The following is a 21,032-nucleotide window of genomic DNA, read 5'->3' as shown; positions in this document are numbered from 1 at the left end:
GCACGAAAGCCCCTATTTTATCAGTTAAAAATCAAACTGAGTTCTAAATCTTTGAGTAAATTGCTTTCTAAGCGCAATTCATTCCACACTAACGGATTATTATCCAAATAATGTTTCTCAAAAGTCAGTTCCCAAGTCTGCAAAGAGCGGTCAATTCTGAGATTGATTTTGTCCGTGCTGTCTGTCGCCTGGCGAGATTTATTTAAAATCACCGAAATGCGTAAAAGAAGCAGTAAAACAAGGACATCTTCATCCGCATAACGAGCAAAAATCGGTAAATCATTATTTTTAAATGCACCAGTGTGATAACGAACTAAATTCACCAATAAGCGTTGTTGCTCGCGATCAAAACCCGGTAATTCCATATTCTGCAGAATATAAGCGGAATGTTTTTGTACATTGCGATGATTAATGACAATACCGACTTCCAATAAGCGAGCTGCCCAAATCAACAGATTTTTCATTTCATCAGCAAGATGCGGTTTTTGCCAATGGGTGTATTGGTCAATTAAGGTTTTCGCACTATTTGCCACGCGATCAGCTTGCGCTAAATCTAAGTTAAATTGTTCGGCAAGTCCTAATGCGGTACGTGTACGGATGTCTGAAACTTGGAAGTTTTTTTCTAAGCTGTAAATCACCCCTTCACGCAAAGCACCGTCAGAATAGCGCATATTTTCTAAGCCAAAAACATCAAAAACGGCACTTAAAATGGCTAATCCAGGCACAAAGACATCGACGCGATCAGGGTTTAATCCCGCAATATTAAGCTCTTCAAAATGGGATGCTTGTAAGGTTCGTTCAATTAAATTTTGTAAGCGCTCAGCGGTGATAATGCCGTTCGGATCAAGAGTTGCGGTAATCACTTGATAGACGGTTTTAATGGTGCCTGATGAGCCTAACACTGATTGCCACCCGAGCTTGCGATATTCCCAGCTTAAATCTTCAATTTTATTGACCGCACTTTGGCGAGCTCGCTCGAAGTTTTCTTTTGAAATTTGTCCATTCGGGAAGAATTTTTTAGCAAAGCTCACGCAGCCCATGTGACGACTTTCTGCCACTAAGGGGGTGAAATCATCACCGATGATCATTTCGGTTGAGCCACCACCAATATCGATGACCAGTTTACGTCCGCTTTCTGGTTGAGTGTGGCAAACGCCCGCATAAATGGTTTTGGCTTCCGTTTGACCGCTGATGATATTAATCGGATAAGGAAAAACGGCAGCAGCCTGACGTAAAAACTCGTCATTATTGACCGCTCTTCGTAAGGTATAAGTGCCCACCACATTTACATCTTCTGGGGCAAAACCTTGTAAGCGTTCAGCAAAAAGTGCGAGGCAATTTACACCGCGCTCAATGGCTTCTTGGCTTAATACATTGTGCTCATCTAAGCCATCGGCGAGCCTCACTTTTTGTTTTAAACGAGAAAGCACCTGGATTGAGCCATTGATAATCCGCGCCACAATCATGTGGAAGCTGTTTGAGCCTAAATCAATGGCGGCAATCTCCCGGGCCTCACCTCGGTGATGAGGTTCTACGAGTTGAGCCAGTTGCTTGTCGTTATGCATGTCCTTTCCTAAAATTCAAATTTATACAATAAATCAAAAACTTGGTTTGTGCTGGTTACTGATTGGAAATAAAGTTGTGGCATTAAGCGGTAACGCAAGGTCACTTCGGCTAAGCCATCAAACAATCCTACACCATATTTCACTTGTAAGCGTTTACCAATATTACCACTAACTTGTACTTTGGAGCTATCCCCAACACCGGCAGTGCCTAAGTTTAAGTCTTGAATACCAAAGGCTTCACCAATACCGCCGACTACTTTACCACTTTTCGCTAAACCTAAGCCAAGTAATGCCGCACCCACAGAACCACTGGAACCTGCTTCACCGCTGTTTTCTAATGAGCGACCGGTTAATAAATAAGAAAGTGCCTGGTCTTGAGATTTGGCTGGATCAGAGAAAATCGTGACTTGTGGGCTAGACGCCATACCAATCACTTTTACCCCCGCGGTCACTTTACTGTCTTCCATAGCCTCAGGGTTACGAATCGCTTCAATATTCAACATCGGCTGTGAAGGTAAACCAGAGAAGCTGATTTGTCCTTTACGAATTAATAAATCCTGTCCAAAAGAGGCATAACGACCATTTTTTAGGTTAATTTGACCAAATAACCCTAGCTTACCTTTATCCTGTTTCACCGAAAGTAAACCATCCAAATTCGTTTTTAAACCATAGGCATCTAAATGCACATCATCACCGATTTTAATTTTTAAATCAGATTGAATTTGCATCCCAGATTTCGTTTCTGAAGCAAATTGGCGATTAATGAGTTCTTCTTTACTTTTTCTTGGGCCATTTAAAATGACTTCATCTTCACTCACTGGTTCAGCATTGTCCGGTAAGCTTTCAATAGCAATTCTTGCCCAAGGGATATCCACATTACCACTCAAATCTAAGAGTTTTGGCGAGGCTTTGACAACCACATTCGGGCTGACTTTTAATTTCGCCATGGATGGAATATCGACTTTGAAATTATCTGCTTGCGCTCTGACTTCTGCCGTCCAATTATTCATGTGCGCCCAGTTAGCTTGTCCATTAATATTGAGCTTGCTATCTGGTGTTTGAACATGGCCATTTAAGGTTGAAGAGGTGCCATTAAAGCGAATTGCCACTTGGCCATCAGTCACATCAAAAGGCAGGCTTTTCAGTTTCGTTTTCACATTTCGAATATCAAAATTGCCGTTTAATAATGGTTTTTCTAAATTACCACCGAAACTTAAGCGAGAGACCACTTCACCATCTATGCTTTCACCGCTAGAGAAAAGTTGATTGGCTAAGGATAAGCGTAAACCTTCAATAGTAAAGGTACCGCCTAATTGACGACCTTTACTTAAATCATTAATTTTTAAGTCTGTACCGATTCGACCTTGATTCTGAACGTTAATATCTGATTTCAAGGTTAAATTGTTATTTTGAATATCAGCATTCACACTTAATTTAGGAATATCTAGCTTAAAGATGCGGTAGTCTAATTTTTGTGCCACACCAATGTTATTGCCTTCCACTGCCACATTTAGTTGTAACGGTTTATCCGTGAACCACGCCACTTTACCTCGGCTTTGTAACTGGCCTTTGAGCGTGTCTTGTCCCATCAATTTATTCACTAAATCTAAATTAATACGTTTAAGCTCAAAAGGGACTTCGCCGTTTTTCCCTGCCGTAAATTGTTGAGGGAAACACAGATCTAAGTCTTGGTTAATCCAGCAGTGTGAACCAATGGTGGCTTGGATCTTTTTATTGTCATAAGTCACCGGAATAGTTTGATTCACTTTAAAATCACCAATAGGTGAGTTTAGGCTCACTTGGCTTAAATTGCCTTTCCATTGCTGAGAAGTGCGGTCAAAATTACCGGTGATTTGTAAATCAGCAGCAACAGGTTCACCTTTTGATTTTAAGGTGAGCGTATGATGTTTTTCATCACCTGATGCATTCAAATCAATATTATGTAATTTGATGCTGTCACCATAACGGAAGTTTTCCGCTTTGACGTTAAGTTCACCTTTCACTTGCGGTTCACTCACAACATTACCTTTAATTACGGCTTTAGATAAGTCTAACCCTTGGAAGTGCAAGCCTTGTGCCGTTAAATCGGTATTAATGGTTGGCGCAGTAAGTTTGCCTAAGATTTGTACTTTGCCGACCACGGAACCCGCTAAATCTTGCCACAGACCACGCAAGCTTGGTGCGTTGATATCTAAATCTAGGTTTGATTTATCACCTAATATCCCTTTTGCCGCAATGCGGTTATCGCCATAGTTCAGCAATAAATCAGGAATGTTTAATAAGGTTTCATTACTTAAAAAGACACTTCCTTTCAAGCTTAATGGGCGAGAGGAAAGACTACCGGTTAAATCCACGGTAGGCACATCCACTTTCCAATGATTGGAATCAGCGGAACCTTTTGAGCTCACTTTACCTGATAATACGGCTGGCATGGCTGGCACATAAGGGCGAATGTTCATTTTGTTTAAATCAGCGGTCACATCCCATTGCGCGCCATCTTTCCAGTTTGATGAACCCGTTAAACGTGCCGTACCATCGAGGGCAGCAAGTTTTAATTCGTTGATGGTGACTTCGTAGAGTTTACCGTCTGCATTTAAATCAACGTGAGTATGAGGGATATGATCCATCCCCTCCACGCCACCAACAATCTCTGCGTGATAATTCAATAAATCGCCCGTGAGTTTAATATCAACATCGTTAATTTTGAGCGGTGCAAGGCTATCTGCAAAAGCGTATTGACCTTTTTTCGCTTTTAACTGCAGATTTAATGGCATTTTATCTTCAGCCAGTTTCACATCACCTGTTAAGGTGGCATCAAGCACCCCCTGTGTGGTTAACGAAAATGCGGTCGTTTTTTTCAAGGAGCCCGATACATTGAGATCAACTTTGCTGGCAGGAAGAATGGTTTTGTCTTTTGATTTAAATGCCTGGAGATCAGATTTTAATGTGAGATCAACTGGAAAATCGTCATTGAGCTGGAGTTGCCCTTGGCTAGAAAGTGTACCAAGAGAGCTGTCAATGTCGAGTTTTTGTAATTTCACTAAATGATCGGTGGCATCTGCTTGCAATTCCACTTTAGGCACAGTGATTTTTTGGATTTCTTCGCCTTTTTCATTGAGCGATTGATATTGCCAGTTTGTACCCAAAAAACTTGGAATGTGCATATCAAAAGGCAAGTTCACCGCATTTAAATTACCTAAAAAAGCCGGTGTGAGTGTTTGCTCAATTTGCGCCCAATCAACGGGTTTAGCGGGTTCTTTTTTCTCAGGTTGAGGTGTATTCGGTTGAGTTTGGGAGACAGTTGAGAAAAGCACGTCTGAAAGCGTGGTGGGCTCAAGGGTAAGGCCAGATTCATTGTTTAAACTGATCGCACTTTGAAAAGACGAAAACGTAATATTGCTTTGATCGAGTTTCATATCAAAGTCAGTAATCGCCACATTTTTCACTTGCACAGAAACCGGTAAATGGATTTTTTCCATTGGACCACTTTCCGTTTGTTTCTCTTCAGAAGGTGGCATGACACTGGTATCAATGGCAATTTTCGGCTGCGTTAAGCTGAGATCATCAACAATAATATCACCCGAAAGTAAACGAGCTAAATTCAGTTGTAATCGCGTTTTAGGGAGTGCCACATCTACGCCGGTTGTTTGAAAACGTAAATTTTCTAAGACTAAACCATCTTGTAAGCCACCGCTGACTTGCTCAATAGATAAGCTATCGAGCATTTTATCGGCGAGTTGAATAAGTGCACGTTGTCCACTATCAAAAGAAAGCGCTGTGACTAAGCCTAAAACAGGGACAAAAATGACCGCACTTCCGACACATAAAATTTTACGGCAGGTCTTTTTCTTTTTAACGGGTTGTGTGGTTTGGTTATCTGGTTGTTTTTCTTGTTCAGACATAGTCATACCCTAAATTTCAGCCCCTAAGCCAATGTAAAATTGAATGTTTTTGCTGTTATCTTTATCTCGAATTGGCGTTGCAATATCAAATTTGATGGCGCCAACTGGCGATGCCCAACGTACACCGAAACCTGCGCCGTAGCGTAACTCATTTGCTTTGTAAGCATCTGCGGCTAAGCCTGTATCCGCAAATACTGCTCCCCACCAATTTGGGTAAACTTGATATTGATATTCAAGGCTACCTGTTACTAAGCGAGAGCCGCCGACTAATTTTCCATTTTTATTTTTCGGTGAAATTTTCTTATAGCCATAACCTCGCACGCTGCGATCGCCCCCTGCAAAGAAACGTAATGCCGGTGGAATTTTTCGAATATCGGGCGTATTTAAATAACCAATTTCTGCACGGGTAATAAAACGGTGATTTTCTGCGTACGTACGAATCCAGGCGGTAGAGGCTTGAACTTTAAAGAAATTAGCATCGGACATCCAAAGCTTATTCCCTAAATCAACCGTGATTTTTTGGGTATCTCCCCATGTTGGGAATTGACCACCTCTTAAACGGGTACGGCTAAAGCCTCCAGTTGGATAAACTAGGAAAGTTTTATCGGTGAAATCAGCTTGTGTGTAGCTGTCATAACGGACACGAAGACCTGCAAAATATTGCCAACCCTCGCTATTATTCCAATAACGTAATGCAGCGAAAGTGAGGGCTTTGGTATCCGTATCGTTTTTATTTTCTTTTTCATAACCGGTTGAAAATTCATAATAATAATTTAATGGATTTTTCAACAATGGCATTTTATAGGTGGCTTCAAAGTTTTGTTTTGGCGCAGAGACGTAAAGATTTGTACGGAAACTATGGCCTCGGCTATTGATCCAAGGTTTTGTCCAACCAATTTGGACATGAGGGCCCGTATCAGTTGCAAAACCTACCCCAAGCTCCATTGAGTTTTTCTTACGTGGATAAAGTAAAAGTTCGATATCCACTAATTTATCTTCTTCGCGGACATGCGGTTGTAAAAGTACGGAGCTAAACCAGTTGGTGGAAGAAAAATTATTGGTTAATTCAGATAAATCACTGACTAAATAAGGATCGCCCGATTTGATGTTGAGCATGTTTTGCAAATAATCTTCGCGAATTTGGGAATGGTTGAAGGTGATATTGCCATAATGATAACGTACGCCACTATCAAATAGCATACGCCACCATGCTTCATGAGTTTCTGGGCTGATTTCTAAGCGAGAAATTTGGAATTTTCCGTCAAGATAACCACGAGCTAGAGCAAGGTTTGAAATGCTGCTTTTATAGTCATCGTATTTTTGATGCTCAACTAACTCGCCTTTTTTTGGTAAGTTTTTACGGAGTGCCGTGAAGTTTTCATCTTTTTCGGCTTCGCCTGTAATTTCAACTTCTGTTCCGGCAATTTTGCTTGGTTCACCGGGTTTTACATTGGCGATAAGTAAGTCTCGTTGACCTTTGCGTTTTTTCAATTCAAAGGTGACTGAAGAACCATAATAACCGAAGACTCGAAGGCCTTTATCGACAGCATCTGAAACTAATTGTTTATACCGATCTGAGCCGTCCATTTCACCTTTATCAATGAGTTTGACATTCATATCAGTATTGCGAATGGCACGTTCACCTTTGATTCCGCGGATCTCAATATCCACGGTTTGTTCTGCAAGGGCTGAAAAACTCATCCATCCAAGCAAAAGAGCGGTTATTTTTAACGAAATTTTTTTCATTTTATTACAAGCTAAACTTTAAGAAGATCCACATCAAACCGCCTTAGTTTACCCATAAAATAAGGGGATTACCAATGCAATTATGGATGGGATTTGAAATTGTTATATGCATTTGAGCGTTAATACGACAATGCAATCAAAGAAAGAGTTTCCTTTGCTTTGAAAAAAATAGCAATTTTTGTATTTATTCAGACATTTAACCAAAATGTAACTGGACCATCATTGGTGAGGCTCACCTGCATATCTGCCGCAAATTGTCCGTTGGCAACAGTGACTTTTTCTGCACATTTTTGCGAAAAATAGCCATACAATTCGTTAGCCAATGTAGGTGCAGCACCTTTTGAGAAACTTGGTCTCAGGCCTTTTTGCGTGTCAGCGGCTAAAGTAAATTGGGATACCACAAGCACTTCACCACCGATTTGCTGCACGTTTAAATTCATTTTGTCATTTTCATCGCTGAAAATACGGTAATTTAAGACTTTCTCAGCGAGTTTATCCGCTTTGGCTTGATCATCTTCTTTTTCTACACCTAATAAAACCAATAATCCTTTGCCGATTTGCCCCACAATTTGACCTTCAACTTCTACTTTAGCCTGCGTAACACGCTGAATTAACGCAATCATTTTACTTCCTCTAAATTCGTTTTATTCATTGACCGCTCTTCTGCAAGTACTGCGGCTAATTGTGCGCCGAATAACACCACTGTCCAGCTGATTTGAATCCACAATAACATAATGGGTAGTGTTGCCATGGCACCGTAAATTAATTGGTAAGACGGGAATGTCGTAATGTACCAAGCAAAGGCCTGTTTCCCTAAAGTAAAGAAAATTGCAGCAATTAATGCGCCTGCTGCAGAGTGTTTGATGCTCACTTTCTTATTTGGCACGACCATATAAATGAGCGTGAAAATAAACCAAGTAGAAAGAAATGGCACAAAGCTGAGGAGTTTTAAGCCAAAAGAGAGCGTTTCCGATTGCTCGAACATGGCTTTGACATAGGAACTTGCGGCAATGCTGGTACCGATTAAAAGTGGACCGAGCGTTAAAATGAGCCAATAAATAGCAAATGAAGTAAAAATTGGGCGATTACTGGTATCTTGCCAAATGCCATTAAGTGTACGGTCGATGGAGTTAATGAGCATCAATGCCACTAAAATCAAACTCACAATCCCCACTGCACTCATTTGCTTGGAGTTATGGACGAATTCATCAATATATTGCCCCACAACATCGCTTGCGGAAGGGGCGAAATTGGTGAAGATGAATTCTTTCAACGCACTGGTTACTTCGTTAAAAACAGGAAAGGCGGAGAAAATCGAAAACACCACCATAATTAATGGCACAATGGCGAGCATGGTGCTGTAGGTGAGTGAACCGGCAGCTTGCGTTAATTTGTTTTCTTGAGAACGCTGCCAGAATAATGCGAGAAAAGACGTTAAGGTCATTAGAGCAAGCCTCCGCAACAATGTTTAAATTTCTTCCCTGAGCCACAAACACAAGGCTGTTTATTGCTTGGGAGTGGCACAGTGGGGTCAACAAAATACCAACGGCCATCGATTTTTACAAAAATAGAATGTTCGTGATGCACTTGCGGCTGTTCGCTACCTTGAAAATGAGCCTTAAATTCAACCGCACTTTGTGTTTTGGTTAAGGTTTCTGCTTTGACAATCTCTAAACTGAGCCATTGCGTTTCATCAGCCCAATCTTGCAGGGCTTTTTCATCTAATAAGGTTTGTTGGCTTGGCACAGTGGTTTGTACGACATAAGGAATATTTTTGAGCACAAACGCTGAATAGCGGGAACGCATGAGTTGTTCCGCTGTTTCTGGAAACATATTGCCTGAATGAAAGCGTCCGCAACAATCTTCGTAAGAAAGCGAAGATTGGCACGGACAAAGTGCGGTCGTTTTAGCCGACATTTTTAGCCGCCTGCTGTAAATTACGTAATTGTGAGTTAACAGAACGTTTAAACGCAGGCGCTAATTCTTCAATGGCTAAGGCCTCTTCTAGCTCTGCAATACTTGAAGGCGCGGAGAGTTGCGTATTTAGACGACGAATTGTCCATTCAGGATAAGGTCGATGTTGCAAAATGAGTTCATCGCCTTGATGAATTTCACCTTCTTCAATCACGCGCACATACCAACCTGTCCAACCTGATTGACGAATAACCTCTCTTGTATTCTCATTCTTGGTATTATGAGATAAACGCTCGCAAGGTTTGCGGGGTTGAGACACTTCTAACAGAGTAGAGCCAATTTTGTAACGATCGCCTATGCAGACATTATCTTCATGTAAGCCGGATACCACAAAGTTTTCACCGTAAATCGCACTGCCGTGGAAATCAAACTTTTCACCAAGTATCTCGTTTAAAGCAGGGAAAGACACATCAGACATAAAAAACAAGGCTTTATCAACACCACCGTGATGGGCTTTTAAGCCTACATCGTTACCTTCTGCACCCAGCGTGTGTACTTTTACCATTGGTACTGGTTTTTTACGAATAGCGCTTTCATATGAGCTACCATCAGGGAACGTTAAGGTTTCTATCAATCCTGTTTTAATAATAAGAATTTTTGCGTTTGACATCTATTTTTCCTGCTTTGAGTTAGTTTTGAGAAATTATACCGTAAAATCACTTAAATTTTGACCGCACTTCGTTTTTTCCTTATTATTCGTTTAAATAAAACCAACAAAACAAAGGAATCTTTATGCAATATTCTCTCGCGCGTACCGAACAAGGTCAAACCCTTGGTATTACCGCAAAAATGGCAAACCGTCATGGCCTGATCGCTGGAGCGACAGGGACGGGTAAAACTGTCACACTACGAAAAATGGCGGAAGCGTTCAGTGATGATGGCGTACCAGTCTTTTTAGTCGATGTAAAAGGCGACTTGTCCGGTTTAGTGAAAGCGGGCACATTTAGTGGCAAAGTAGCAGAACGCATTGAACAATTTGATTTAGGGGGCGAGAGTTATCTAAATGGCTATCCTGTGTCATTTTGGGATGTATTCGGTGAAACCGGTATTCCGCTTCGCACCACGATTTCTGAAATGGGACCATTATTACTTTCCCGTTTATTAAATTTAAATGCAACCCAAGAAGGCTTATTAAACCTTGTATTCCGTGTGGCAGATGATAAAGGCTTGCTACTCATCGATTTAAAAGACTTGCGTGCAATGCTTAAATTTGTGGCAGAAAATGCGAAATCGTTCCAAGTAGAATATGGCAACGTATCAGCTGCGAGTGTGGGCGCGATTCAACGTGCTTTATTGACCCTTGAAAATGAAGGAGCGACCAATCTTTTTGGTGAGCCAGCATTAAATCTTGAAGATTGGTTACAAACCCGAGATGGTCGTGGCGTGATCAATGTTTTAAATTCTGAAAAATTAATTAATTCCCCAAGAATGTATAGCGCATTCTTGCTTTGGTTGATGTCTGAATTATTTGAGCAATTACCGGAAGTCGGTGATCCGGATAAACCAAAATTTGTGATGTTCTTCGATGAAGCGCACTTACTTTTTGATGGTGCACCAAGTGTGTTGGTGGACAAAGTGGAACAAGTGGTTCGTTTGATTCGTTCTAAAGGGGTAGGGATTTATTTTGTGACCCAAAATCCATTAGATTTACCGGATACGGTGTTAGGTCAATTAGGTAACCGCGTTCAACACGCATTACGTGCTTTTACACCACGCGATCAAAAAGCAGTGAAATCTGCGGCAGAAACGTTCCGTTCAAATCCTGCCGTTAATGTGGTTGAAACCATTTCAACTTTAGGTGTGGGTCAAGCATTGATTTCATTCTTAGATGAAAAAGGGATGCCAACGCCTGTTGAAGTGGCGTATGTTTACCCACCGAAAAGCCAACTTGCACCGATTACTGAAGAAGAGCGTGCTGCGTGGGTGAAAGACGATGAGCTTTATGCATTCTATAAAGATTATGTGGATAATGAGTCAGCTTTCGAAGTGTTAAATGCTCAAGCAGATTTAGCAGCAGTACAACAAAAACAAGCCGAGCAAGCGCAGCAAGAGGAAGAAAGCGGTTTATTTGGTAGCTTAAGTCGTATGATTTTTGGAACACAAAAACGCGGAGATAAACTTTCTCCGACAGAACAAATTGTGAATAGCGTGGCAAAATCAGTTGGTCGCAATATTCGTAATGAAGTGACCAAACAAATCATGCGTGGTATTTTAGGCGCATTGAAAAAATAACGAAAATTTGACCGCACTTTGCGGCAAGAATGATAAAAAGGAGATTATTATGTCTGATGTATTTCACTTAAACCTGACTAAAGCACAATTAAAAGGTGCTACACTCGCTATTGTACCGGGGGATCCTGCACGTAGCGAACGTATTGCTAAAAAACTTGATAACCCTGAGTTTCTTGCAAGTACACGTGAGTTCACTTCTTGGTTAGGCTATTTAAATGGTCAACCGGTGGTGGTGTGTTCAACCGGTATTGGCGGCCCTTCTACGTCTATCTGTGTGGAAGAGCTGGCTCAGCTTGGTGTGCGTACATTCTTACGTATTGGTACAACAGGTGCGATTCAACCACACATTAATGTGGGGGATGTTCTTGTTACAACGGGTGCGGTTCGTCTTGATGGTGCAAGCCGTCATTTTGCCCCAATTGAATATCCAGCGGTAGCAAATTTTGAATGTACCACGGCACTTTTCAATGCGGCTAAAGAAAAAGGCATTGAGCCATTTGTAGGAATTACAGCGTCTTCAGATACGTTCTATCCAGGTCAAGAACGTTATGATACTTACAGCGGTAAAGTATATCGTGATTACCAAGGCTTGTTAAAACAATGGCAAGATCTCAATGTGATGAACTATGAGATGGAATCCGCGACGTTATTCACCATGTGTAACGCTCTTGGCTTACGAGCTGGTATGGTGGCAGGTGTGATTGTGAACCGTACGCAACAAGAAATTCCAAATGAAGCCACCATGAAAGATACAGAAGACAAAGCAGTATCTGTAGTGGTGGAAGCAGCAAGAAAATTGTTAGCGTAAAACTCAGATAAAAAGAACCGCACTTTTTAGAAGTGCGGTTTATTTTTTAACTGTTTTTTCGGGCAAAAGCTGCGGCTTCGGCGATTAATTGGTCATCAGGTAGAACCCCAGTGTAGAGCTCAAATTGTTCGACAGCTTGTAGCACAATCACTTCAGCACCAGAAATCGTTTGTTTACCTTGCTGTTGAGCAAATTGGATAAACGGTGTTTCAGCAGGAATCGCCACCACATCAAAAGCGGTTTGAGCTTGTTGAATAAGATTTTCAGGAAAGGCGAGATCAAATTCTTCTTTTCCACCTTTCATCCCAATTGGCGTAACGTTGACTAAAATGTCTGCTGATTGATTGGCTAAAGATGGGATATATTCATAGCCATAAAGTGCGGCTAAATTTTTACCTGTTTTTTCATTTCGAGCAAAAATCTTAAGATGCTCAAATTCACTGTTTTTAAAGGCTGCAACGACGGCTTTAGCCATACCACCACTGCCTCGTACAATTACGCGACTCTTTTTATCTAATTGATATTCTTTGATAAGTTTAACAATGGCAATATAGTCGGTGTTGTAAGCACGAAGAAAACCTTGCTCATTCACAATGGTATTCACCGATTGAATGGCTTGTGCAGAAGGGGAGATTTCATCTAAAAATGGCATGCAGCTTTCTTTGAAAGGCATCGAAACGGCACAACCTCGAATACCAAGTGCACGAATACCTTTGACTGCACTTTCAATATCTGTGGTGGTAAAGGCTTTATAGATAAAATTAAGTCCTAATTTTTGATACATATAGTTATGGAATGTTGTGCCAAAATTGCCCGGTCTACCAGAAAGGGACATGCAAAGTTGGGTGTCTTTGTTAATCATATCGATTCCTTAAATATTCAAATTTATATCATCATCGATAAAATATTGATTCATCTCAAAGGCCGGTTTTGCCGCTTTGTCTTTACCGACAATACGAGCAGGTACACCTGCAGCAGTGGCGTATTCAGGCACAGGTTGAAGTACAACAGAATTGGCGCCGATTTTGGCATATTTACCCACTTCAATATTACCGAGAATTTTTGCACCCGCTCCAATCATTACACCTTCTCGTACTTTTGGATGGCGATCGCCGGATTCTTTACCCGTACCACCAAGGGTAACACCTTGCAAGATAGACACATCATTTTCAATTACTGAGGTTTCGCCTACAACAATACCTGTAGCATGGTCAAACATAATGCCGTGCCCAATTTTGGCGGCAGGGTGAATATCCACATCAAAAGCCACTGAAATCTGATTTTGTAAATAAAGTGCGAGTGCTTTTCGATTTTGGTTCCACAAATAATGGGTAATACGATAGCTTTGAATGGCGTGAAAACCTTTTAAATAAAGTAATGGTGTGGACCATAATTCCACAGCAGGATCGCGGTGGCGCACAGCTTTAATATCACAAGCGGCACAATCAATGATATTGGGCTCCGCTTGATAGGCTTCTTCAATAATTTCACGCAGCGAAATTGCGGGCATGATGGGGTTAGCCAGTTTATTCGCAAGCAAATAACTCAAGGCACTGCCAAGATTTTGATGTTTTAAAATAGTGGAATGGAAAAAGCTTGCGAGCATTGGTTCGCATTCTGCTAATTCTTTTGCCTCTTGGCGAATGTGTTGCCATACTTCTAACGTCATTTTTTCTCCTTATTCGCCTTTTCGTTCACGACCCAATAAGCTCAGTGCGACTTCTTGTGCACTTTTACCACAAAAGAGCATTTGGTAAATTTGTTCTGTAATCGGCATTTCTACGCCTTGTCGTTGTGCTAATAAATAGGTTTCTTTGGTGTTATAAAACCCTTCTACCACTTGACCAATTTCATCCATGGCTTGTTGGCTATTGATACCTTTTCCAAGCATTAAACCAAATCGGCGGTTACGGGATTGATTATCGGTACAAGTGAGCACTAAATCACCTAAACCAGACATACCCATAAAGGTTTGCGTATTGGCGCCCATGGACATGCCTAAGCGAGTAATTTCCGCAATCCCACGGGTAATTAATGCCGTTCTCGCATTGGCGCCAAATCCCATGCCATCTGAAATACCAGCACCAATCGCAATCACGTTTTTAATGGCACCACCTAATTGAACGCCGATCATATCTTGGTTTACATACACTCGGAAATGCTGACTGCAATGAATTCTCGCTTGAAATTCTAAGGCAAACTTTTCATTACAAGAGGCAAGCGTAATCGCCGTTGGCAAACCTTGAGCCAATTCTTTCGCAAAAGTAGGACCAGAAAGCACCGCCGTCGGAATTGCTTTACCTAAGGTTTCTTCCACTACTTCTTGTAGTAATCGGCCGGTGTTGCGTTCTAATCCTTTGGTTGCCCAAATTAAACGATGATCAGGTTTTAAGTGCGGTCGAATTTTTAAGAGAATTTCACCGAAAGCATGGCTTGGCACTACAATTAAAATGTCTTTCGATTGCTCAAGGGCTGTTTTCAAATCTAATTCTAAATGCAAACTTTCTGGAAATTCAATATCCGGCAGAAAACGGCGATTTTGACGTTCTTGTTGCATTTGATGAATGTGCTCGGGATTGTGCCCCCAAAGATAGGTTGGAGAACCATTGCGAGAAAATGAGATAGCGAGCGCTGTTCCATAAGAACCGCAACCAAGAATGGTAATTGGAGATTGGGATGCGTTCATTTCAATCACCTTTAAGATAAAAGGGCAGACGATATCGCCTGCCCTCATCACAATTAATGTTGGGTTTCCTGATTTTCTTCCGCTTCGGCTGCCGCTTGCTGCTTGTTCATGTAATCAATGAATAACGCATCGAAGTTTACTGGAGAAAGGTTTAATGCCGGGAATGTACCGCGATTTACTAAGTTAGAAATCAATTCACGAGCATAAGGGAAAAGCATATTTGGGCATTGAGATGTTAAGCAGTGTGCCATTTGAACATCTTCTAAACCGCTGATTGTAAATACGCCAGCTTGTTTCACTTCACAAATAAACGCCACATCACCAGAATCTTCCATGGTGGTTTCTACGTTGATGTTTAAAGTGACTTCATATAAATCTTCACCCACTTGAACGGCTTCAGTGCTTAAATCAAAGCCAAGTTTTGGTTTCCATTCTTGGTGGAAAATATGAGGAAGATTTGGTGCTTCAAAAGAAACATCTTTTACATAAATACGTTGAATTTGAAGTACTGCTTCTTGTTGCTCTTCAGCGGCTACTTCAGGTTGTTGATTTTGTTCAGACATAGAGGATCCTTACTTATGTTTTTTTACTAATGGTAAATTTGCACCCGCCCAAGCCGCTAAACCGTCTTTTAATACATAGACTTTTTCAAAGCCTTGTTTGGTTAAAAGTTCTGCAGAGGTGGTAGAAGAAACACCGTTAACATCCACAATGATAAGCGGTTTTTCTTTGTGATGTTCAATTTTGCCTACATTTTGATTTTTAATTTCAGTTGGAAGCAAGTTGACGCTACCAATGATATGGCCGCGTTGGAATTCATCAATAGGACGTAAATCAATCACCACGGCTTCTTCATCGTTCATTAAGCGAACCGCTTCAGGATTGGTGATGACGCGATATTTTTGTGTCGCACTTTTAAAAAAGGTGAAAAGTGTCATAAAAAGGACAGCAAACCATGCGATCGTTAAAAAAGTGTGTTTTTGAGCAAATTCAATTGCTTGAGGCATAAATTCTTGCATGTTGTTCTCAACTTAATTTTGATAATGAATAAGAGTTTATCTTCAGATGAAATAAGGCTTTAAGTATAACCGCACTTTAGTTATCTTTCAAAAAAATTATCAAGGAAACGTAACGTTGGCGAAAGCTTATACAATCAGATCAATAAAAATGTGATCGGGATCATAAATATCTTATCTTTGTGTTTATTCTACGCCTAATTAAGTAGAGAATAGCCAAACTTAGATGATTAAACGTGAAAGGAGACGCGCATGAAATTAAAAAAATTAACGGCACTTATGATGCTCGGATTCGGTTTTTCGGTCGCACAAGCTGCGGAATTACCTAATATTACAATTTTAGCAACAGGTGGCACGATTGCCGGAAGTGGTGAAACTGCAGTTTCTTCAGCTTATAAAGCAGGGCAACTCAATGTTGATGCATTAATTGATGCCGTGCCTGAAATTAAGCAACTTGCGAATGTAAAAGGTGAGCAAATTGTGAAAATTGGTTCACAGGACATGAGCGATGATGTGTGGTTAAAATTAGCCAAAGCGATTAATGCACAATGTAAAGATACTGATGGTTTTGTGATTACTCATGGTACCGATACCATGGAAGAAACCGCTTATTTCTTAGATCTTACCGCGAAATGTGAAAAACCAATTGTATTAGTCGGTGCAATGCGTCCTGCGACAGAAAAAAGTGCGGATGGTCCGTTAAACCTTTATAACGCCGTCGTTGTGGCAACGGATAAAAAATCATCTGGTCGTGGTGTGTTAGTGGCGATGAATGGTGAAGTATTAGGTGCGCGTGATGTAACCAAAATGAGTACCACTGCAGTACAAACATTCCACTCACCAAACTATGGTACCTTGGGTTATATCCATAACAGTAAAGTGGATTACGAACGTTCACCTGAAAGTAAACATACGGTGAACACGCCATTCAATGTCGATAAATTAGACAGTTTACCAAAAGTGGGCATTGTTTATGCTTATTCGAATGCACCAATTGAACCGTTAAATTCATTATTGGATGCAGGCTATCAAGGTATTGTTTCAGCGGGTGTGGGTAACGGTAACGTGAATGCTGCACACTTAGAACGTTTAGAAAAAGCGGCGAAAGATGGCGTTGTTGTAGTACGTTCATCTCGTGTACCAACGGGCTACACCACACGTGATGCTGAAGTAGATGATTCTAAATATGGTTTTGTGGCTTCAGGTACATTGAATCCACAAAAAGCACGTGTGTTATTACAATTAGCCTTAACACAAACAAAAGATCCAAAAGTGATTCAACAATACTTTGAGGATTTCTAGGAAAGTCATTGAAAGTGCGGTCAGAATTTGAATCAAATTTTAACCGCACTTTCGGATAAAATAGACTAATCCAACTAATAAATATAGATAATGCACTAGTTTGTTGTTAATATATGTTTCGGAATTATTTTTAAAATTAATATGGAGAAAATATTATGATTTGGGCTCAACTTTTAGTCGTCCTACTCTTTATTTACCTAGGGGCTAGATTAGGCGGTATTGGTATCGGTTTCATGGGTGGTATGGGTGTTGTGGCACTTTCACTACTTGGCTTAAAACCGGGCGCCATTCCGTTTGATGTAATTTCAGTTATCATGTCTGTAATCATGGCGATTGCGGCAATGCAAGTTGCGGGTGGTATGGATTTCTTAGTGAAAATGGCTGAAAAAATCCTACGTAAAAATCCAAAATACATCACTTTCCTTGCGCCAACTGTGACTTACTTTATGACTGTGCTTGCCGGTACTGGTCACACTGCGTTCTCAACACTTCCAGTAATTGCTGAAGTGGCAAAAGAACAAGGCATTCGTCCTTCACGTCCACTTTCTATTGCGGTTATCGCTTCACAAATTGCGATTACAGCGTCTCCAATTTCTGCTGCAGTGGTATTCCTTTCTGCTGAATTAGAGAAAAACTTTGGTTTAAGTTACTTACAATTATTAGGTATTTGGATCCCAACTACTTACGCAGCATGTATGATTACTGCGGTGATTTGTAACTTCCTTGGTAAAGATTTGAAAGATGATGAAGTTTACCAAGATCGTCTAGCAAAAGGTTTAATTACTATGCGTGGTGAAATGCAAATTGAGATCAAACCTTATGCAAAACGTTCTGTTGCAATTTTCCTTATCGCGATTTTAGTGGTCATGCTTTATGCAACTGCAATCAGTAAAACTGTTGGTTTAATTCAAAATCCAATTCTTTCTCGTGATAACGCCATTATCTCTTTCATGCTTGCGACAGCAGCCATTATCACTATGGCATGTAAAGTGGATACCGCAAAAATTACTAATGCAGCAACCTTTAAATCAGGTATGTCAGCAGTAATTTGTGTGCTTGGTGTAGCATGGTTAGGTAATACCTTCGTAGAAGGTCATATCGATCAAATTAAAGCGGTATCAGCTGAGTTCTTACAACAATACCCTTGGAGTTTAGCGGTTATCTTGTTCTTCGCAAGTACCTTACTTTACTCACAAGCTGCAACTGCAAAAGCGTTATACCCAACTGCAATTTTATTAGGTGTTTCTCCGGAAGCCGCAATTGCAGCATTTGCCGCAGTATCAGCATTATTCATTCTTCCTACTTACCCAACCTTAATTGCGGCAGTGGAAATGGATGATACTGGTTCAACTCGTATCGGTAAATATGTATTCAACCACCCATTCTTAGTGCCAGGTGTGATTGCAATCAGCTTATCTGTATTATTCGGTTTCTTAATGGCTGGTGCAGTTTTATAATCTCCCATTAAGCTAACATAAATGAAAACCATCTTGTCTACGGATAAGATGGTTTTTTAATGGGGAACTTCTTCTCGCTGTGATACTCTAAAGGGCAACCTATTTTTATATATAAGGAAAACCAATGAAGTTATTTAAAATCCTTTTTGCTGCATTAATTGCTTATGTGCCAACAGCATGGTCTGCGGTGGATTATAATATTAAATACAGTTCCAATTATTTAATGCCGGCGTATGTACATTTTAAAGCTGATGGTTCACAGTATTCAGTCAATGCGAAAATTAATATTCCGTTGTACAACATTGTGTTTACTTCTCGTGGTTCGCAAACTGCGAGCCAATTTAAAATGGTGAATTATCAAGATGTGCGTAATGGTAAGCCTTATGCTATTTCTAAAATTTCGCCAACAACAATTGAATACGGTAAAGTGAAAAATGGGTTAGAAACCGAACCGTTAACATTACCGACTTTTGACTTATTCACCATGGCATTTCAGTTGAGCTATTACGATAAATTGCCAACCAGTTTCCAAATTACAAACGGTAAAAAACTTTACCCAATGGAAAATGTGAATGTGAAGAAAGTGGAAAAACAGATCCAATATAACAAGCAAACTGTCACGGAAATCACTTATTCATTTAAAACAGGTAATAAGGATATTATGGTGAAGAAATTCTCAGGTGAACAATTTCCACGTTATATCAAATACACCAGAGATGGTGATGATTATGAGTTAGAGTTTGATGAGTTTGTCAAATGACATCAGATGATAAAAAGAAGCCACGCTAGATTGCGTGGCTTTTTATTTTATTGCTTATTGTGCATACATAAATACTTGAACGAGAAGAAGTATCGATGAGATAACAAATTGACAGCCCACGATTGGCATGACAAATTTCAGCCATTTATTGAATGGAATACCAAGCATTTGTAGCGTGACAAGGACCAATCCTGTTGGTGCAAGGAATAACATAATATATTGTCCCCAGTTGTAAGCCGATACGACGATATCTCTTGGAATGCCCACAGTATCAGCCAGCGGTGCCATAATTGGCATAGCGAGTACGGCAAGGCCTGAAGAGGAAGGTACAACCAATCCTAAGAAAATGAAGACAATGAGCTGACCAATAATAAAGACGCCGCCATTCATTCCACCAACAAGATGAGTCATATAATCGAGAATCGTGTCAGAAATCATTCCTTGCTCTAGAATGATATTAACTGCTCGAGCGAGTCCGATAATCAATGCGACACCGACTAATTCAGAAGCACCATGAGTAAACCCATTTACAACATCTTTTTCAGGCAATCCACTGATAAACATAATAATGATGGTAATGGCTAGGAAGGAAGCCGCCATTTGAGGGAACCACCAACCACCAAACATCACCCCCCATACCATGAGAGGAAAGGCGCCACTAAATAGAATCAGAATCAGTTTTCTTCTAAAGGTAAATTCAACGGTTGCATTCGGATCAATATCTTTCATATAGAGATCATAGAAGGCTTGGCGATCGTCATAGGTATAAGAAAATTCAGGATTGGCACGCAGTTTTTTACAGTACCAATACATGTAGGCTATTACACAGGTTCCACCAAGAATAAGTCCCAGTGTGCGAAATCCCATCCCTTCAGTAAATGGAATCCCTGCCGCGTTTGAAGCAATAACAACGGAGAATGGATTGATTGTAGAGAAGGCTGTACCCATTGATGCGGCAAGGAATATGGCACCAACACAGACAATCGAATCATAACCTAAGGCTAAAAAGACAGGAACAAGAATCGGGTAGAAGGCTACCGCCTCTTCTTCAATACCACAAGCCGTACCGCCTAACAGCATCAACACACAGACAGCAAAGACAACAGAGAATTCATTTCCTTTTGTTTTCTTGGTGAGAGACATTAATCCGGCATTAAAGGCTCCAGTCTTGTTTATCACACCAATCATCCCACCGAGTATGAAGATAAAAATCATAATATCCGCGACTTCAATGGTGCCATCTACCATGGCGTGAATCATATCGGTAATGCCTTTTTCGTGTTGTTCAATGCGTTGATAGGTATCGGGGATAGCAATCGGCTTTTTGATAATGCCGTTGGTGAAATTAGAAAGTTGAATTTTGATATTGAGTTGATTAAGGGTTTGTTCTGTTGCTGGATAGCTTTGATCGGGAATTCCGTGGGTTTTGACAATAAAATGATTTTCGGTGCTGTCGTAGGAAAGTTTAGAGTAGGACCCTGAGGGAATAAGCCAAGTAAGACCAATAGCAATAAGAAGAATAATAAAGAGAATGCTAAATGCGGAAGGGAATTTCATCTTTTTCTTTGATGCTTCCATTATGGA

General features: G+C 40.6%; 18 protein-coding genes. 5 read left to right on the top strand and 13 right to left on the bottom strand.

Going from position 1 to position 21,032, the window contains the following annotated elements:
* Positions 1 to 20: 20 nt before the first annotated feature.
* The 7 genes from ppx to INP93_RS02460 all read right to left on the bottom strand — a co-directional run bounded on the left by ppx (position 21) and on the right by INP93_RS02460 (position 9,797).
* Positions 21 to 1,565 carry an exopolyphosphatase gene (gene ppx / locus INP93_RS02490; RefSeq protein ID WP_197545040.1) on the bottom strand — a complete coding sequence of 515 codons (1,545 nt, stop codon included), beginning with the start codon at positions 1,563 to 1,565 and terminating at the stop codon, positions 21 to 23.
* Between the two features lie 8 nt (positions 1,566 to 1,573).
* Complete coding sequence (gene tamB, locus INP93_RS02485; protein ID WP_420026360.1) at positions 1,574 to 5,473, bottom strand: autotransporter assembly complex protein TamB; 3,900 nt, start codon at positions 5,471 to 5,473, stop codon at positions 1,574 to 1,576.
* Positions 5,474 to 5,476: 3 nt separating this feature from the next.
* A complete protein-coding gene (tamA, locus tag INP93_RS02480; RefSeq protein WP_197545038.1) occupies positions 5,477 to 7,213 on the bottom strand; it encodes an autotransporter assembly complex protein TamA in 1,737 nt (578 codons plus the stop codon).
* Positions 7,214 to 7,401: 188 nt separating this feature from the next.
* Positions 7,402 to 7,836, bottom strand: coding sequence for a D-aminoacyl-tRNA deacylase (gene dtd, locus INP93_RS02475; RefSeq protein WP_197545037.1), 435 nt, complete (start codon positions 7,834 to 7,836; stop codon positions 7,402 to 7,404).
* On the bottom strand, positions 7,833 to 8,657 hold the full coding sequence (locus INP93_RS02470) for a virulence factor BrkB family protein (protein WP_197545036.1): 825 nt from the start codon (positions 8,655 to 8,657) through the stop codon (positions 7,833 to 7,835). The genes dtd and INP93_RS02470 overlap by 4 nt, the downstream gene beginning before the upstream one ends.
* Complete coding sequence (locus tag INP93_RS02465) at positions 8,657 to 9,130, bottom strand: YchJ family protein (protein WP_197545035.1); 474 nt, start codon at positions 9,128 to 9,130, stop codon at positions 8,657 to 8,659. The genes INP93_RS02470 and INP93_RS02465 overlap by 1 nt, the downstream gene beginning before the upstream one ends.
* Positions 9,120 to 9,797: an MOSC domain-containing protein gene (locus INP93_RS02460; protein ID WP_197545034.1), complete on the bottom strand. Its 678-nt coding sequence runs from the start codon at positions 9,795 to 9,797 to the stop codon at positions 9,120 to 9,122. The genes INP93_RS02465 and INP93_RS02460 overlap by 11 nt, the downstream gene beginning before the upstream one ends.
* 122 nt (positions 9,798 to 9,919) lie before the next feature.
* On the opposite strand from INP93_RS02460, the gene INP93_RS02455 reads away from it, so the two are divergent.
* A complete protein-coding gene (locus INP93_RS02455; protein ID WP_197545033.1) occupies positions 9,920 to 11,419 on the top strand; it encodes a helicase HerA-like C-terminal domain-containing protein in 1,500 nt (499 codons plus the stop codon).
* A 49-nt stretch (positions 11,420 to 11,468) separates the two neighbouring features.
* A complete protein-coding gene (gene udp / locus INP93_RS02450) occupies positions 11,469 to 12,227 on the top strand; it encodes a uridine phosphorylase (RefSeq protein ID WP_075875948.1) in 759 nt (252 codons plus the stop codon).
* 46 nt (positions 12,228 to 12,273) lie between these two features.
* On the opposite strand, the gene INP93_RS02445 is transcribed toward udp, so the two are convergent.
* The 5 genes from INP93_RS02445 to INP93_RS02425 are packed head-to-tail and all read right to left on the bottom strand — an operon-like array spanning position 12,274 to position 15,932.
* Entirely contained in the window at positions 12,274 to 13,089 is an 816-nt protein-coding gene (locus tag INP93_RS02445) for a shikimate 5-dehydrogenase (protein WP_197545032.1), read from the bottom strand.
* Positions 13,090 to 13,098: 9 nt separating this feature from the next.
* A complete protein-coding gene (gene cysE / locus INP93_RS02440) occupies positions 13,099 to 13,896 on the bottom strand; it encodes a serine O-acetyltransferase (protein ID WP_005695011.1) in 798 nt (265 codons plus the stop codon).
* Positions 13,897 to 13,905: 9 nt separating this feature from the next.
* The gene (gpsA, locus tag INP93_RS02435; protein WP_197545031.1) at positions 13,906 to 14,913 is read right to left on the bottom strand and encodes an NAD(P)H-dependent glycerol-3-phosphate dehydrogenase; all 1,008 of its coding nucleotides are present in this window, start codon (positions 14,911 to 14,913) and stop codon (positions 13,906 to 13,908) included.
* A 53-nt stretch (positions 14,914 to 14,966) separates the two neighbouring features.
* On the bottom strand, positions 14,967 to 15,476 hold the full coding sequence (gene secB / locus INP93_RS02430) for a protein-export chaperone SecB (protein ID WP_005695013.1): 510 nt from the start codon (positions 15,474 to 15,476) through the stop codon (positions 14,967 to 14,969).
* 9 nt (positions 15,477 to 15,485) lie between these two features.
* On the bottom strand, positions 15,486 to 15,932 hold the full coding sequence (locus INP93_RS02425) for a rhodanese-like domain-containing protein (RefSeq protein ID WP_197545030.1): 447 nt from the start codon (positions 15,930 to 15,932) through the stop codon (positions 15,486 to 15,488).
* Between the two features lie 249 nt (positions 15,933 to 16,181).
* On the opposite strand from INP93_RS02425, the gene ansB reads away from it, so the two are divergent.
* From ansB to INP93_RS02410, 3 genes are all read left to right on the top strand, one after another.
* Positions 16,182 to 17,231 carry an L-asparaginase 2 gene (gene ansB, locus INP93_RS02420; RefSeq protein WP_005695016.1) on the top strand — a complete coding sequence of 350 codons (1,050 nt, stop codon included), beginning with the start codon at positions 16,182 to 16,184 and terminating at the stop codon, positions 17,229 to 17,231.
* A 155-nt stretch (positions 17,232 to 17,386) separates the two neighbouring features.
* Positions 17,387 to 18,688 (top strand): anaerobic C4-dicarboxylate transporter, encoded by a 1,302-nt coding sequence (locus INP93_RS02415; RefSeq protein ID WP_049365060.1) that lies wholly within the window; start codon positions 17,387 to 17,389, stop codon positions 18,686 to 18,688.
* Between the two features lie 124 nt (positions 18,689 to 18,812).
* Positions 18,813 to 19,448 carry a hypothetical protein gene (locus tag INP93_RS02410; RefSeq protein ID WP_049369711.1) on the top strand — a complete coding sequence of 212 codons (636 nt, stop codon included), beginning with the start codon at positions 18,813 to 18,815 and terminating at the stop codon, positions 19,446 to 19,448.
* A 54-nt stretch (positions 19,449 to 19,502) separates the two neighbouring features.
* Here INP93_RS02410 and INP93_RS02405 read toward each other — a convergent pair whose 3' ends face one another.
* Positions 19,503 to 21,026 (bottom strand): YfcC family protein, encoded by a 1,524-nt coding sequence (locus tag INP93_RS02405; RefSeq protein WP_197545029.1) that lies wholly within the window; start codon positions 21,024 to 21,026, stop codon positions 19,503 to 19,505.
* Positions 21,027 to 21,032: the final 6 nt, after the last annotated feature.

The organism is Haemophilus parainfluenzae (assembly GCF_014931415.1).
Lineage (GTDB): Bacteria > Pseudomonadota > Gammaproteobacteria > Enterobacterales > Pasteurellaceae > Haemophilus_D > Haemophilus_D parainfluenzae_AF.
This window is presented reverse-complemented; position numbering and strand designations above follow the sequence as displayed.